The organism is Aeromonas enteropelogenes (assembly GCF_020097295.1).
Classification (GTDB): domain Bacteria; phylum Pseudomonadota; class Gammaproteobacteria; order Enterobacterales; family Aeromonadaceae; genus Aeromonas; species Aeromonas enteropelogenes.
Window position 1 is genome coordinate 678,433 of record NZ_CP083625.1, and the last position, 14,074, is coordinate 692,506.

Sequence of the window (14,074 nt, forward strand, 5' to 3'; positions counted from 1 at the left end):
GGGAACTCCTTAGTCGTCCAGCCTGGGCAACCGCTCGCGCCAGTGCGCCAGCTCGCCGGAGAGTTGCTCGAGATCCCGGTTCAGCACGAAGAAGCTGTCCTCCACCTGCTGCAGCCAGCGCTGGCCGATGAAGAGGTGCTGCTGATGGCGCTCAAACAGGCTGCGCTGCTGCTTGAGCGACTGCACCACCTTGGCCACCTCGGCCTGCAACTCGTCCAGCTCCTGCAACCAGGGTTCCAGCACCACCTCGGGGATGGCATTGCGCTCCATCAGTACCAGCGGGATCTGCTGACGCTGGATATCCAGCACGTGAAGCCGCAGCTCGTCATCCAGCACCAGCTCAAAATGGCCCTCTTTCGGGTTGCCATACTGATAGCCCGCCAGAGCTTCACCGGTCGGGTGCCAGTGGGAAAGCAGGGTGCGATCGAACACCAGAGTCTCGGTCAGACGCTCGGGATCGCCACCATCCAGCGGCGCCGGGGTGAGCAGGTGGAAGTGCACCGCCTTGCCGAAGGGTCTGGCGTTGGCCAGGGGGATCTCGATCCCGCGCGCGCGGCGGCCAAACCACTGCTTGCGCTGGCGCGCCTTGCAGCAGAGACGCTGGGCGACCCGCTGCTTCAGCAGCTTGAACCTGTCCCGCAGGGCCAGCAACTGACGGGTCATGGCCAGCTGCTGATAGCCGTAGAGGCGGGAAAACTCGGTCATCATTTCCAGCAGGGCGGTGCGGGACTCCTCGTCGTGCCACAGGCAATCCTTGAACAGCAGCAGATCGAGGGGTGCCACCTCGTCGCGGCCGTTGAAGAAGGCGCTCGCCTTGATGAGCCTGACGGCCTTCTTCCAGCGCCGATCCGACACGTAGCAGCGATGGGCCAGCTGGCTGTCGAGCTGCTGGCGCAGCTGATAGATGAGCTCGAAACAGGCTTCCGGAAGGCGCACCTGCTCGATCTGGCTCTGCCACTGATGGTACTCCTCCCCCTGGATCTGCAAGGCGGTCGGCAGGTTCTGATGGGCGTGGGCGTGGCCGTCGCTGGCCAGCATCGCCTGAAAGTTGGCCTTCTCCTGCACCCTGTCCATCCAGATCCGCACCAGCATACGGTCGTAGAGGGCCTCCAGCCCGCTGTCGGGTGCCGGCAGCTCGTTGGAGGCGGTCACCAGCAGCCGCATCGGGATGGGGTACTGGCCATCGCCGTTGCGAAACTGCCGCTCGTTGATGGCGGTGAGCAGGGTGTTGAGGATGGCGGGGCCCGCCTTCCAGATCTCGTCGAGGAACACCACCTCGGCCTCCGGCAGGTAGCCGCTGGTCAGGCGCAGGTACTTGCCATCCTCCTTCAGGGCCTGGATGGAGAGAGGGCCGAACACCTCTTCCGGCGTGCTGAAGCGGGTCATCAGGTATTCAAAGTGGCGGGCCTCGTGAAAGGCCAGCTTGAGCCGGCGGGCGATCAGGCTCTTGGCGATGCCGGGGGGCCCCAGCAGAAACACGCTCTCGCCGCTGAGAGCAGCCAGCAGACCTAGCCGCAGGGCATCCTGGCGTTCATAGAGCCCCTCGCCGAGCGCGGTCAGCAGACGGGGCAGGCGTTCATGGATGGGCATGGACCGCACGGCGGCGTGGGCTTGAGCTGAAAGCGACATAGAGACAATTCCGAAGCTGAGATAATGATGGCGCCAAGGGGTGATATCCGTTTGTTCGCCCTTGGATTTTGTCTTGTTATGATGTTTATTCTGGCCCTGGTTGCTGCAAAATACCCCGTTCTGGCAGGAAAAAACCGCGCGGGCCAAGGCTGGACGCTGCAAAGGGTGCAGCAAAACCCGTTCGAGTGTACCCTGCCCGGCACGATTTTCCCCAACGCAGATCAAGAGTGAGTCGCCCCATGCAAGATCCCGTACGTCAGAGCATGTTGGCCCGCATGGGCATTCAAGGCTGGCAGTTGCGCCGCCCGACCTTGCTGGGTGGCGCCCCTGAACCAACCAAGCCGCAGCCTGCCAGCGGCGAACAGACCCAAGGGGCTGTCATGCCAGACGGCAAGCTCTGGCTGCTGGCCCCGCAGCTGCCCGCTCAGACTCTGCTGGCCGATATCTGCCAGCTGCTCGGCATTACGCCGGAGGAGGTGTCACTGCTTGGGGAGATGCCCGCCGGCGAGCCGCCCCTGCTCTGGTTGACCGAGGGCGATCCCCGCTGGCCCGACGCCCTGATCTGCCCGCTCGCGCCCAACGGGACGCAGAAGCGGGCGCTGTGGCAACAGCTGCGTCAACGACTGGCCGCGACGGCGGCATAAGAGGGCATCTTGTCGCAAGCCGGCCCGGTGATGCCGCTCTTTTTACCTGATTTTACAAAGGCGGCACGCCACCTGGTTCGGCGGATGCCAGTGCGGCTTGTCGCCATTTTTCCCTAGTTTCGGAGTTTCCATGGCTGAGTTTCGTCCCCTGCTCGAGAGCGATTTCGAGCTTGTCTATCCCATTGAGCAGGCCGCCCACAAGGAGCCCTGGAGTCAGGCCAACCTGCTCTCCTGCTTTGGCCCCCGTTATCTCAACGGCCTGATGCTGGTGGATGGCCGTCCGGTCGGTTTCTACATCTCGGATCTGGTGGCCGGCGACAGCTCGCTGATGAACATCTGCGTGCACCCTGATTTTCAGGGCAAGGGGCTGGGCCGGGCGCTGCTGAAGGAGTATCTGGCTCGCAGCAAGGCGAAGGGGGCCGAGGCCTGGTTTCTTGAGGTGCGCGCCAGCAATCTGGCCGCCATCGGCCTCTACGAGAGCGCCGGCTTTGCGGAATATTGCCGCCGGGCCGACTACTACGGCACCGGCAGCGAGCGGGAAGATGCGATCCTGATGTCGCGCCTGTTCGACTTCGGCTGACATCAGGGCTTTTGTGCCCTGCCCCGACATCACTCCAGCGGGGCATTGTCCAGGGCGGGATCCTGCAGCGCCAGGGTGGTCTCGAGCACGGCTTCGAAGGCTGCCGCCGAGAGCGGCATATAGAAGCCCCGCTGCCAGGTCTTGCCCGGCATCCAGATCTGGTTGATATCCACCACCAGCTTGATGGGCTTCAAGGGTTCACCCGGTCGCTGTACGTAGATGCCGGGCGGCGTCGCCACCCTGGGGAAGCGGCGCAGGATCTGCTCGCTGCCATCCCCGCTCCCCGGATTGAGCCTCACCTTCACCAGTCGCGAAAGGGGGCCCACCATCTCGTCGCTCTGCCAGAAGCGCTGATCCAGCGCCTTGCAGCGGCGACACTTCGGGGTTTCCAGTACATAGAGCAGCGGCTGGCCGGATGACAGCGCCTGACGCTGCGCGCTCTGATAGCCCTCATCCCCCTGATACCAGGCGCTGGCAGCTTGATCCGCCTCACTGCCCGAGAAGAACCAGGCGACGCCCCCCGCCACCATGAGCACCCCGGCGGCCAATCCCCCTTTAAGCCATAAATTCATATTGTTACCTCCCCTGTACACACTTTTTTTATATCGGCTGCCCTGTGCAGAGATAGAGCTATTTGCACTCTTTGTGATCCAGAACAAACAGCGAACACTTGTAAGCCGTAATGGTCGAGTTTAAACTCTAGCCCGATTTTTAGTGCCCTCGCGGGCGTACAACTGTAATTAAAGGATGTTTGATTGATGCCGAAGCTTCATCTGGTTCGACTGATGCGTGAGCGCATTGCCCAGCTTGGCAACAAGGCCGCCCTGCGGGTTCAGCAGGATGGTCAATGGCGTGCCATCGGCTGGCGCACCCTGGGCCAGGCCATGGACTACTGCGCCCAGGCGCTGATCCGCGCCGGCCACCAGCCCACCGAAATGGTCGGCATCTATGCCCGCAACATGCCGGAGTGGACCCAGGCCGATCTCGGCATCCTCGCCGCCCGCGGCGTCAGCGTGCCCATCTATCCCACCAGTACGCTCGATCAGCTGCGCTACATAGTACGCGATGCCAACATCGGCCTGCTGTTCGTCGGTGAGCAGCCCCAGTTTGATCAGGCGCTGACCCTGCTGCAAGCCGGCGAGATCCGCCAGATCGTCGCCCTCGATGGCACAGTCGATCTGCGTGGCTGCCCGCAGGCCAGCCACTTCCAGACTTTCCTGGTTTCCGGCAACCATCAGGCCAGCGAACAGGCGCTGCGGGAGCGCGAAAGCCAGTACCGGATGGACGACCTGCTGACCCTGATCTACACCTCGGGCACCACGGGCGAGCCCAAGGGGGTCATGCTCGATTTTGCCAACATCGCCGCCTGCTTCGAGATGCACAACAGCCGCCTCGATCTGAACGAGCAGGATGTATCCCTGTGCATGCTGCCGCTCAGCCACGTGTTCGAGCGAGCCTGGACCTATTACGTGCTCTATTGCGGTGCCGAAAACGTCTACATCCGCGACCCGCAGAAGGTGATGGATGTCATCGGCGAGGTGAAGCCGACCGTGATGTGCGCCGTGCCGCGCCTCTACGAGAAGGCTTACGCCATGATCCAGGCCAAAGTCGCCCAGGCGCCGCGCCTGCGCCGCGCCCTGTTTGGCTGGGCCACCCGGGTCGGCAAGCAGATGGTTGCCACCCGTCAGCAGGGCAAGTCCGCTTCTCCCTGGCTCTACGCCCAGCTGGCCCTGGCCGAACGCCTGGTATTTCGCAAGCTGCGCGCCCGCTTCGGCGGTCGTACCCGCTTCCTGCCGGTAGCCGGCGCCCGCCTGGCCGATGACGTGAACCTCTTCTTCCAAGCTATGGGGCTCAACCTCAAGTACGGCTACGGCATGACCGAAACCACCGCCACTGTCTGCTGCTACGAGGATAGCCAATTCAAGCTGGGATCCATCGGCACCGCCCTGAACGGCATCGAAGTGAAACTCGGCGAGAACAACGAGCTGCTGGTGCGCTCCCCGACCGTGATGCGCGGCTACTACAACAAACCCGAGGCCACTGCCGAGGTGATGACCGAGGATGGCTTCCTGCGCACCGGCGATGCCGGCGAGCTCGACGGCGAGGGCAACATCTACTTCACCGAACGGCTGAAGGAGCTGATGAAGACCTCCAACGGCAAGTACGTGGCCCCCCAGCTGGTAGAAGGGACCCTCGGCAAGGATCGCTTCATCGAGCAGATCGCCATCGTCGCCGATGCCCGCCACTTCGTCTCGGCGCTGATCGTGCCCTGCTTCGAGTCACTGGAGGAGTACGCCCGCTCCATCAACCTGCAGTACCAGTGCAAAACCGAGCTGCTGCGCCACTCCAAGGTGGTGACCTTCTTCGAGGAGCGGATCCACGAGCTGCAAAAAGAGCTGGCCAAGTTCGAGCAGGTGAAGAAGTTCACCCTGCTACCGAGCGCCTTCTCCATGGAGCTGGGGGAGCTGACCCCGACCATGAAACTGCGCCGCAAGATCATCGAGGCCAAGTATCAGGACGAGATCGAGGCAATGTACAACCACGTCTGATCCCGCCGCTTCGCACCAACAAAGAGCCGCCCCTCCCCGGGGCGGCTTTTTTGTTGTTCATTCAGCTCCGGTCAGCAACAGGGTCGCACACTGGTACAGATAATCATCATCCCCTCGGGGATGGTACCTATCGTCCCGATCAACGCCCAATCCCATGACGCTGACCACACTCGACTTGCACGGCAAGAAACACTATTACCTGCTGCTCCATGACCAGCTCGAACTGGATCACTGGTCACTGCTGCAGACCGAGCAGACCCGCCGTCTGGAGCGCATCGCCAGCAGCCAGTTCTGGCTCCATCCCGCCAGCAACAGCCTGTGCAAGATAGTGCCAGACAAGTACCCGCGCTGGACCCTCGGCTGGTGGTGCCGGGATCAGCTCAGCAAGCGGTTGATCGGTCATATCGACGCCCTGCGCGAGTGGCAGAGCAATCGCCGCCTGCGCAAGGCCGGGCTCCAGGTTGTCCCCTGCAAGGCCGCCGGTATCGCCCTCAACCCGCTCAACCCCCACGCCTCCTTCCTGGCGGTGCACTACCTGGCGGAACACAGCTCCGGCGAACACTACTTCAAACAGGCAGACGAGAGCGATCGCCTGGCCCTGCTGCACCGGCTCGCCCAGGATATCTATCACCTGGCAAAGCACGGCTACTATCACCGGGATCTTCATCTGGGCAACCTGATGCTCTCCCCTTCCGGCAACATCGTCTGGATCGATACCCATGTGCGCCGCCTGCCCAGCAATCTGGAGCGGCTGCGCCAGACGGTGATCGCCTCCCTCGAGCCCGGCAAGCTGTTCGGGCAGTTCTACCGGGATTATCTGCTGACCCAGCTGCGCCGTCTGGCTGGCCTGCCTCAACCAGAATCCATGAAGCCTTAACCCATAAAAAAAGCCGCTCATCGAGCGGCTTCTGGTGTGCCTGATATCAGGCGGCAGTCGTGCTGGCTCCGAAGTAGTCGGCCAGGAAGTCGTCAAACGACTGGCTGTCGCTGCGCTCCCGTTCCCGCTGCTTGATCAGGGAGTCCTTCGCCTCGCCGACGAAATAGGCCTCATCCCAGTATTGCAGCTCGGCCGCCAGCAGCTGCTCCCGGTAACGGGTCGCCAGCTTGTCGCCAAAACAGCCGTTGTCCTCGCCGCTTGCCAGCAGATCTTTGAGGATGCGGGCCGAGTAGGTCAGCTCGGGGTCGAGCAGCTTTTCGCGGTGCTCGGCCAGCGTCTTGCGGTAATGGTGACGGCCGCAGCAGCGATCCAGCAGCTCGGCCACCTGGGCAAGCTCGTCAAACAGCTTGAGACCGAACTCCTTGAGACCGATGGGGTTGCCCTGCTCGTCCTCCAGCATCAAGCCGGGGCGACGCCCCTCCAGCACCACCTTGTTCTGGTTGCGGCGATTGCGGGCGATCTCCTCCTCGACGAGCACGGGAGACGGACGCAACAGGCACCAGACCAGGAACAGATCGAAGAAGCGGATCTGATCGGCCTCGATCCCCAGCGGGGTGAAGGGGTTGACGTCCACGGTGCGCAGCTCGATGTACTCGATGCCGCGCTGCTCCAGCGCGTCGGACGGTTTCTCGCCGCTACGCGGGGTGCGCTTGGGACGGATCGGGGCATACAGCTCGTTCTCCAGCTGCAGCACGTTGTCGTTGAGCTGGCGGTACTCGCCGTCCACCTTGACCCCGATCTTGGCAAAGTCCGGATCATGGGTGTTGATGGCTCGGCGCAGGCTGCTCACATAGGCGGGCAGGCTGTCGTGGCTGATCTTGAGCCCGGCCTGGGCACTGTTGGTATAGCCGAGATCGGAGAGGCGCAGGGCGGTGGCGTAGGGCAGGTAGAGGGTGCCCTTGCCGGTCTTCTGGAACGGCAGCGCGCTCTTGCGCCCCTTGAGGAAGGATTCGCAGATGGCCGGAGATGCCCCAAACAGATAGGGTACCAGCCAGCCGAAACGGTAGACGTTGCGAATAAGCCCCATGTACTTGTCGGAGATGAAGCGCTGGCTGCAACAACCGGCGCACTCCAGCTCCTGCCACTCACACCAGAAGCTGTCCGGCATGGAGAAGTTGAAGTGGACCCCGGCGATCACCTGCATCAGGCTGCCGTAACGGTTCTTGAGCCCCTGACGGTAGAGGGTCTTCATCCGCCCGATATTGGAGCTGCCGTACTGGGCCAGCCGGATGCTCTCCTCGCCACCCACGAAGCAGGGCATGGAGAGAGGCCAAATCCGCTCGTCACCCAGGTGCTGCATCACATGGTGATGAATATCGCCGAGCTGCTCCATCAGGCTGTCGATGGAGTCGGTGGCCGGGGTGATGAACTCCAGCAGGCTCTCGGAGTAGTCGGTGGTGATATTGGGGTGAGTCAGGGCCGACCCCAGCGCCCGCGGATGATCACTCTGGGCAAGCCGGCCTTCCGGCGTGATGCGCAAACATTCACGCTCGAGCCCGCGCCGGATCCCCTTGAGGGCAGTCAGGCGTTCCGGCGCTCCCAGCGCCCCCAGCAACTCGGTGAGCGACAAGCTTGTTGTAGTCATATTCTCGGCTCATGTGAGGCCGCCCCGTCCGGGGCGGCTCTATTGATATGAAGTGCCAGTTACGGCAATTGCAGCGGATAGATGGGAAGATGAAGCTCCTTCAGGGGTTTTTCAAGCTTTTGCTTGTCTCCCACCACCACGATCACCATGTCGGCCGGGTCGAGCCAGCGGGCCGCACTGGCCTTGAGCGTCTCGGGCGACACCGTCTTGATCAGCTTGCTCTGGGCCTGCACATAGTCCGGCTTCAGGTCATACATGATCATCTGCAACAGGAAACCTGCCTTCTGGCCGAGGGTCTCGTAGGAGAGGGCATCCTGCTGGGAGACGGCGCTGCGCATGTAGGCGAGTTCGACCGGTGTCGGCCCGCTCGCCCGGTAGTTGTCCATCTCCTTGAGGAACTGGCGGATGGCATCCACGGTTGCATCGGCCCGCACGTTGGCGCCGGTGGCGAAGGTGCCCACCTCCCGGTTGGCGGAGAAGCCCGAGCTGGCCCCATAGGTATAGCCCTTGTCTTCCCGCAGGTTGAGGTTGATGCGGCTGTTGAAGTTGCCACCCAGGTTGAAGTTCATCAGGTTGGCGGTGAAGTAATCACCCGTGGTGTCGAACGGCAAGGCGCGACGGCCGATGCGGATCACCGACTGGGGCGCCCCCGGCTTGTCCACCAGATAGATGCCGGGCTTGGCCTGCTCGCCCTTGAGCTTGAGACTGCCCAGAGTCGGGGCTGTCCCCTTCCATTCGGTCAGGAAGCCGAGTTGCTCCTCGATCTGCTGGCGACCCGCATCACCGGCCACTACCACCTTGGCATTGGTCGGGTTGTAGTAGGTCTGGTAGAAGCGCTTCACGTCCGCCAGGGTCAGCTTGGCCACGTCGCCGATCACACCGTCGGTGGGCTGGCCGAGGCGGTTCTCCTTGCCGTAGACCAGTTCGCGGAACGCCTGGCCCGCCAGCCATTCTGGCTGCTGCTCGCTCTGCTGCATCCCCTGCAGCAGCTGCGCCTTGACCCGCTCGAAGTCAGCCTCGCGCATGCCGGGGCGCTCGTACACCTCGCGCACCAGCGCCATGGTCTGGGGCAACTTGTCCGCCAGCGAACTGATGGTGATCAGAGTGTTGTACTGGGCACTGGAGACATTGATGCTGGAGCCAAGCTTTTGCAACTCGTCGCTGAGCTGGGCTTCGGTCAGGCGTACCGACCCCTGCCCCATCATGGCGGCAGTCAGATTGGCAAGTCCGAGCTGCCCCTGCTCTTCGGCGCGGATGCCGCCCGGCAGGGCGATCATGATTGAGACGGCGGGGATCTCGTCGCTCTCGGTGCCGATGATCTCGATGTTCTTGTCCAGCTTGCCGCGCCAGATAGCCGGCACCTTGACGCTCACCGCATCCGCCGCCTTGGGCTGGACGCTGCGATCGAAGCTGTCTTTCACCGGCCGCTCGGCCAGCGCCTTGTCATGCTTGCTGTAATCCGGCAGCTCGCGCTTGGCGGGGGTGAAGTTGGGGGTGGCCGCCTGCCAATCCGTCTTGCCCTTGGGCACCACGCTCAGCACCACCGCAGGTTTGTTCGCGATGAATTTGTCGTAGGCCGCCTTGACTTGCTCGGGCATCACCTTGCCGATGGCATCCAGGGTCTTGAAGACATAGTTGGGATCCTGGGCGAAGACCTGGCCCATGGCGAGCTGGCTCACCTTGCCGGAGACGCTGTCCAGCCCCCAGATGGCAGAAGCGCGGTACTTGTTGATCGCCTTCTCCAGATCGTCGGACTTGAGGCCGCGCTCGGCAAACTCGCCGATCACCTTGTCCACCTCCCCCTTGAGGGTCTTGAGGCTGCCATCCACCGCCGGGTTGGGATAGGCGTAGACGGTCAGGGTACAGGCCAGCTCTTCGCAGTAGTGGGAGGCCCCCGCATCGACCGCCTTGCCGGTTTTCACCAATGACTGGTAGAGCATGGAGCTGGCAGAGCCGCCGAGCACGTCGGCGAACATGTCGAGCGCCGGCTCCTGGGGATCGCCAAGAGCAATCGTCGGGTAGCTGATGTAGAGCAGCGGCAGGTGAACCTTGTCCTCGAGCGTCACATAGCGGGTCTCGGGCAGGGTCACCGGCTTGGGGGTTGGCTCCGCCACCTCGGGGCCGCGCGGGATGGGGCCGAAGTACTTCTCAATCCAGGCGAGCGCCTGCTTGGTATCAAAGTCGCCGCCCAGGGTCAGGGTGGCGTTGTTCGGACCATACCAGCGCAGGAAGAACTGCTTGAGGTCGTTCACGTCGACCCGGTCGAGATCCTCCACATAGCCGATGGGCTGCCAGGAGTAGGGATGGGTGCGCGGATAGAGTGCCTCACCTACCTTCTCCCCCACCAGACCATAGGGCTGGTTGTCGACGCGCTGGGCCCGCTCGTTCTTGACGGTGGCGCGCTGGATCTCGAACTTCTTCTGGCTCACCGCATCGAGCAGGAAGCCCATGCGATCCGCTTCCAGCCAGAGCACCTTCTCCAGCTGGTTAGCCGGCACTGTCTCGTAGTAGTTGGTGCGATCCCGGTTGGTGGTGCCGTTCATGTCGCCACCAGCCTCGTTGATGATCCGCATGTGCTCCTGATCACCGACGTTTTTCGAGCCCTGGAACATCATGTGTTCGAAGAAGTGGGCGAAGCCGGACTTGCCGACCGTCTCTCGCGACGAACCCACGTGGTAGGTGACGTCGAGGTGCACCAGGGGATCGGATTTGTCGGGAGCCAGGATCACGGTCAGGCCGTTGTCGAGCTTGTACATCTGGTAGGGGATGGCGAGCTTGCCCTCCTCCTTGACCTGTTCCGACACCAGGGTGGGCGCTGCCAGCACCGGCAGAGTGAAGCCCAGCAGCATGCTTAATGGAATGAGTTTGTTCACGGTTACCTCGTGAGTGACAAAAGGGCTAGAAGATCTGCCTGGCCAGCAGAAAAATCAGGGTATAACGCAGCAACTTGCCGAGCCCGATGAGAACGAGAGAGCGCCAGAAAGAGAGACGCAGCCAGCCAGCCAACAGACAGAGTCCATCACCGACCACAGGCGTCCAGGCCAGCAGCAGGCACCAGTGGCCATGTTGTTTGAGCCAACCCAGGGCTTTTTGTTCCCCACGGCCTTGAAAATCTTCCGGTTTTTTCTTGAAGGTGGCGAGCCAGCCGAGCCACCAGGTGGTCATGGAGCCCAGGGTATTGCCGAGCGTCGCCCACCCGAGCAGGCTGGCCATGCTCCACTGCCCCTTGGCGGCCATGGCCCCCAGCAGCACTTCCGAGCCACCTGGCAGCAGAGTGGCCGAGGTGAAGGCGCTCAAAAAGAGCCACCCCAGCCCCATCTCCATCAGATCGTTCATGCAGGGTAGTCGTCGGCGGCGGGCATGCGCAATACCAGCTTGCCGCGCACGTGTCCGCCCTCGATGGTTCTGTGGGCCAGCGCCCCTTCGGCCAGGGGGAACTCACCGGCGACAGTGATCTTCACCTCGCCCTGACGCAGCAACAGCAGCATCTGGGCCAGCTGTTTCTGGTCGGGATGGACCAGCATGCCGAGTACCTCAACTCCGGCCTCGGCCCCCGCATCCTTGATCTGCTGGGCCGTGATGGTCGGCACCGTCACCAGACGCCCGCCCGGCTTGACGCAGGCCAGGGCCGCCTTGCCGCTCTCGCCCCCCACCAGATCCAGCACCAGATCGACCTGGCCGCCCGCGGCCACTATTTGTTCGGCCCAGTCGGCATCGTGATAATCCACCAGCGTATTGGCACCCAAACCGTGCAGGAAGCTGTGGTTGTCGCCGCTGGCCGTGGCCACCACCTCGGCGCCATAAGCGGCGGCAAACTGTACCGCCAGGTGGCCCACACCGCCTGCACCGGCCAGGATCAGCACTCGCTGCCCCGCCTTGAGAGCGCCGTGCTCGAACAATCCCTGCCAGGCGGTGAGCCCTGCCAGCGGTAGTGCCGCCCCCTGTTTGAGGCTGACGCCATTGAGCCTGACCAGCTCCCCTTCACCAGCCACCACGGATTCTGCATAGCCCCCCGCCTGCAGCGGAAAGCCCACCATGCCGCACACCCGATCCCCTTCGACCAGCGAACTGACACCAGGGCCGACCTTCTCGACCACGCCGGCAACGTCATAGCCCGGCGTCCAGGGCAGCTTGTCCTTGTTCTGGGCCGCCGCCCAGCCAAGTCCGGCGCGTGTCTTGGCATCGATGGGGTTGACCCCCGCAAAGCAGATGCGCACCCGCACTTCCCCTTCTGCCGGCACCTTGTCGAGAGAAGGGTTGAGCCTGAGTACCGAGGGGTCACCGAATGCGGTAATCTGTAGTTGCGTCATTGCACAATCCATCCTGTTGATTGATCAAGGGTCAACAGAATAACAGCGAGGACACCATGGCTCGAATGTTTCTTATTCCCCTGTTGCTGGCGCTGGGCTGGTGGGCGTTTCTGCTCTACTTTCGCATCCCGCTCAAGCAGGGGGCCAAGGGGTTTTACTGGATCATTGGTCTGGGTGGCGGGCTGGCGGCATTTCTTGCCCTGATGATGGTGCTGACGCACTAGGGGCAAGAACGAACAAGGGAGCTGGAGGAATAATGCTGACTGGTCTGAACCATCTGACCCTGACAACAGGAGATCTCGACAAGAGCCTTGCCTTCTATGTCGAAATCCTGGGTTTCAAACCGCGTGTCCGCTGGACAAGAGGTGCCTATTTAACACTGGGCGAACTGTGGCTTTGCCTTTCCTGCGACCACCCGCACCCGGCAAGGGACTACACCCATGTTGCCTTCAGCATCGCCTCTGAACACTTTTCGGCGTTTTGTGCCCGCCTGCGCCAGACGGGCATAGATGAATGGAAAACCAATCGCAGCGAAGGTGAATCCTTCTACTTGAAAGACCCTGACGGCCATCAACTTGAAATCCACGTTGGCAACCTTGAGAGCCGACTTTCCTCTCTCAGGGAGAGCCCCTATGAGGGATTGGTCTGGTACGACTGAACAGGATTCAGCTGTTTTCAGTACGCAGATGATAGTGGCGATTGCTCCCCTGCCCCAGCACCCCTTGTGACAAGAGATGATGGAATACCCTGTCCACCTCCTCCAGCGACAATGACAGCGCCTGGGCCACCGAGCGCTTGCTGCACTTGAGCTCGCCGCTCTCCAGGGCACCACGTACCCGCTCCACTACGGCCGGAGCCGGCTCGGGCTGAGCCACCACCTCGGGCTGGACAGGCGCCGGCACTTGCACAGCCTGCTGGGCCTCCCGGCGCTCCTGATCCTGCTGGCGCTGCCACTGGCGGCGGAAGCGGTTTTCCTCGCCAATCAGACTGACAAAGAAAGCGCCAAATACATCCAGCAGGATGGAGAGGAAGCAGACTAGCAGGAACTGCACCTGGCTGATGCTCATCCCCATACCATCTGCCAGGCTGCTCATCAGGCCCAGCATGGAGGACTGCTCATTGACTGGCTTGGCATCGCGCTGCTGGCGCAATTCGTCCTGTTGCAGGCGCAGGCGAGTATTGTCACGCTGCAGGGCGGTCACGCCGCTGGAGATGCGTGCCAGCTCGATATATTTGCGGGCCGCCTCCTCGTTGAGCTTGATTTGCCGCTCTATGCTGGCGATCTGCTCGTCAAAACGGGCGATAACCCGTTCATGGTGAGCCTGCTGGTTGAGGATGGTGTTGGTGGCACTGTTGATGCCGCCGATACTGCCACCGATGGAGATGGCCGCCAATACGCTGTAGAACAGCAGCGACCAGAGGGCACCGCCGAGATCCCGGCGCGCCTTGCGCTCACCATACTCATACCAGACATAGAACTTGCCCAGTTCGAAGATGATCGCCAGGCCGCCAAACAGCCACTTCATCAGCGGGTTGTCATCAATGGAGAGAAACAGCAGCAGGGAGAAGACGATGGAAGCCAGAATGGCCAGCCCGGTAAAACTGTATACCGTGGTCAGTGCGAACCATCCCTTGGGGTAGCGTTGGGCGGAAGAAGGCTGTGTTGTCATGATGAAGAGGTGGTGCTGTGGAGAAAAGGTGGCTGCCGATTATAGTCAGCGGACTCGCCGAGAGAAGGGCAATCATGCGAATTGCACGAGATCAGTGATCAGCTGCCCAGAGTGCGACCAAAACGGACAAATCGACAGCAAAAAGTCGGTACACTTTCTTACCACACTGA

General features: G+C 62.2%; 14 protein-coding genes. 7 read left to right on the forward strand and 7 right to left on the reverse strand.

Annotation, left to right across the window (positions count from 1 at the left end; genetic code table 11):
• Positions 1-9 precede the first annotated feature (9 nt).
• Positions 10-1,629 carry an ATPase RavA domain-containing protein gene (locus LA321_RS03075; RefSeq protein ID WP_042071128.1) on the reverse strand — a complete coding sequence of 540 codons (1,620 nt, stop codon included), beginning with the start codon at positions 1,627-1,629 and terminating at the stop codon, positions 10-12.
• 78 nt (positions 1,630-1,707) lie between these two features.
• On the opposite strand from LA321_RS03075, the gene LA321_RS03080 reads away from it, so the two are divergent.
• From LA321_RS03080 to rimI, 3 genes are all read left to right on the forward strand, one after another.
• On the forward strand, positions 1,708-1,860 hold the full coding sequence (locus LA321_RS03080) for a hypothetical protein (protein WP_156141013.1): 153 nt from the start codon (positions 1,708-1,710) through the stop codon (positions 1,858-1,860).
• An 8-nt stretch (positions 1,861-1,868) separates the two neighbouring features.
• Positions 1,869-2,273, forward strand: a complete 405-nt coding sequence (locus LA321_RS03085; protein WP_042071124.1) for a DNA polymerase III subunit psi — start codon at positions 1,869-1,871, stop codon at positions 2,271-2,273.
• A 130-nt stretch (positions 2,274-2,403) separates the two neighbouring features.
• A complete protein-coding gene (rimI, locus tag LA321_RS03090) occupies positions 2,404-2,853 on the forward strand; it encodes a ribosomal protein S18-alanine N-acetyltransferase (RefSeq protein WP_042071122.1) in 450 nt (149 codons plus the stop codon).
• Positions 2,854-2,882: 29 nt separating this feature from the next.
• Here the strand turns inward: rimI and LA321_RS03095 are convergent, their stop codons facing one another.
• Entirely contained in the window at positions 2,883-3,425 is a 543-nt protein-coding gene (locus LA321_RS03095) for a thioredoxin family protein (RefSeq protein ID WP_042071119.1), read from the reverse strand.
• A 186-nt stretch (positions 3,426-3,611) separates the two neighbouring features.
• Between LA321_RS03095 and LA321_RS03100 the strand changes: the two genes are divergently transcribed.
• Positions 3,612-5,402 carry an AMP-dependent synthetase/ligase gene (locus tag LA321_RS03100; protein ID WP_026456905.1) on the forward strand — a complete coding sequence of 597 codons (1,791 nt, stop codon included), beginning with the start codon at positions 3,612-3,614 and terminating at the stop codon, positions 5,400-5,402.
• A 154-nt stretch (positions 5,403-5,556) separates the two neighbouring features.
• Positions 5,557-6,279 carry a lipopolysaccharide kinase InaA family protein gene (locus LA321_RS03105; RefSeq protein ID WP_042071117.1) on the forward strand — a complete coding sequence of 241 codons (723 nt, stop codon included), beginning with the start codon at positions 5,557-5,559 and terminating at the stop codon, positions 6,277-6,279.
• 46 nt (positions 6,280-6,325) lie between these two features.
• Here the strand turns inward: LA321_RS03105 and gshA are convergent, their stop codons facing one another.
• From gshA to LA321_RS03125, 4 genes are read right to left on the reverse strand one after another with little or no spacing between them, the layout of a single operon-like run.
• Positions 6,326-7,924 (reverse strand): glutamate--cysteine ligase, encoded by a 1,599-nt coding sequence (gshA, locus tag LA321_RS03110; protein ID WP_042071115.1) that lies wholly within the window; start codon positions 7,922-7,924, stop codon positions 6,326-6,328.
• 59 nt (positions 7,925-7,983) lie between these two features.
• Positions 7,984-10,797, reverse strand: a complete 2,814-nt coding sequence (locus LA321_RS03115; RefSeq protein WP_042071114.1) for a M16 family metallopeptidase — start codon at positions 10,795-10,797, stop codon at positions 7,984-7,986.
• A gap of 25 nt (positions 10,798-10,822) precedes the next feature.
• A complete protein-coding gene (locus LA321_RS03120) occupies positions 10,823-11,260 on the reverse strand; it encodes a YqaA family protein (protein WP_042025822.1) in 438 nt (145 codons plus the stop codon).
• A complete protein-coding gene (locus tag LA321_RS03125) occupies positions 11,257-12,234 on the reverse strand; it encodes an NADP-dependent oxidoreductase (protein WP_042071112.1) in 978 nt (325 codons plus the stop codon). The genes LA321_RS03120 and LA321_RS03125 overlap by 4 nt, the downstream gene beginning before the upstream one ends.
• A 56-nt stretch (positions 12,235-12,290) precedes the next feature.
• On the opposite strand from LA321_RS03125, the gene LA321_RS03130 reads away from it, so the two are divergent.
• The gene (locus tag LA321_RS03130; RefSeq protein WP_167335326.1) at positions 12,291-12,458 is read left to right on the forward strand and encodes a hypothetical protein; all 168 of its coding nucleotides are present in this window, start codon (positions 12,291-12,293) and stop codon (positions 12,456-12,458) included.
• A 32-nt stretch (positions 12,459-12,490) separates the two neighbouring features.
• Entirely contained in the window at positions 12,491-12,892 is a 402-nt protein-coding gene (gene fos, locus LA321_RS03135; RefSeq protein WP_042025825.1) for a fosfomycin resistance glutathione transferase, read from the forward strand.
• Positions 12,893-12,899: 7 nt separating this feature from the next.
• Here fos and LA321_RS03140 read toward each other — a convergent pair whose 3' ends face one another.
• Entirely contained in the window at positions 12,900-13,904 is a 1,005-nt protein-coding gene (locus LA321_RS03140) for a hypothetical protein (protein ID WP_042025826.1), read from the reverse strand.
• Positions 13,905-14,074 lie beyond the last annotated feature (170 nt).

Excerpts from the sequence above, each read along its gene's own strand:
- gshA (WP_042071115.1), bottom strand. The coding sequence starts at position 7,924 with ATGACTACAACAAGCTTGTCGCTCACCGAGTTGCTGGGGGCGCTGGGA.
- LA321_RS03105 (WP_042071117.1), top strand. The coding sequence starts at position 5,557 with ATGACGCTGACCACACTCGACTTGCACGGCAAGAAACACTATTACCTG.
- LA321_RS03080 (WP_156141013.1), top strand. The coding sequence starts at position 1,708 with ATGATGTTTATTCTGGCCCTGGTTGCTGCAAAATACCCCGTTCTGGCA.
- LA321_RS03075 (WP_042071128.1), bottom strand. The coding sequence starts at position 1,629 with ATGTCGCTTTCAGCTCAAGCCCACGCCGCCGTGCGGTCCATGCCCATC.
- LA321_RS03095 (WP_042071119.1), bottom strand. The coding sequence starts at position 3,425 with ATGAATTTATGGCTTAAAGGGGGATTGGCCGCCGGGGTGCTCATGGTG.
- fos (WP_042025825.1), top strand. The coding sequence starts at position 12,491 with ATGCTGACTGGTCTGAACCATCTGACCCTGACAACAGGAGATCTCGAC.
- LA321_RS03140 (WP_042025826.1), bottom strand. The coding sequence starts at position 13,904 with ATGACAACACAGCCTTCTTCCGCCCAACGCTACCCCAAGGGATGGTTC.
- rimI (WP_042071122.1), top strand. The coding sequence starts at position 2,404 with ATGGCTGAGTTTCGTCCCCTGCTCGAGAGCGATTTCGAGCTTGTCTAT.
- LA321_RS03125 (WP_042071112.1), bottom strand. The coding sequence starts at position 12,234 with ATGACGCAACTACAGATTACCGCATTCGGTGACCCCTCGGTACTCAGG.
- LA321_RS03085 (WP_042071124.1), top strand. The coding sequence starts at position 1,869 with ATGCAAGATCCCGTACGTCAGAGCATGTTGGCCCGCATGGGCATTCAA.
- LA321_RS03100 (WP_026456905.1), top strand. The coding sequence starts at position 3,612 with ATGCCGAAGCTTCATCTGGTTCGACTGATGCGTGAGCGCATTGCCCAG.
- LA321_RS03120 (WP_042025822.1), bottom strand. The coding sequence starts at position 11,260 with ATGAACGATCTGATGGAGATGGGGCTGGGGTGGCTCTTTTTGAGCGCC.
- LA321_RS03130 (WP_167335326.1), top strand. The coding sequence starts at position 12,291 with ATGGCTCGAATGTTTCTTATTCCCCTGTTGCTGGCGCTGGGCTGGTGG.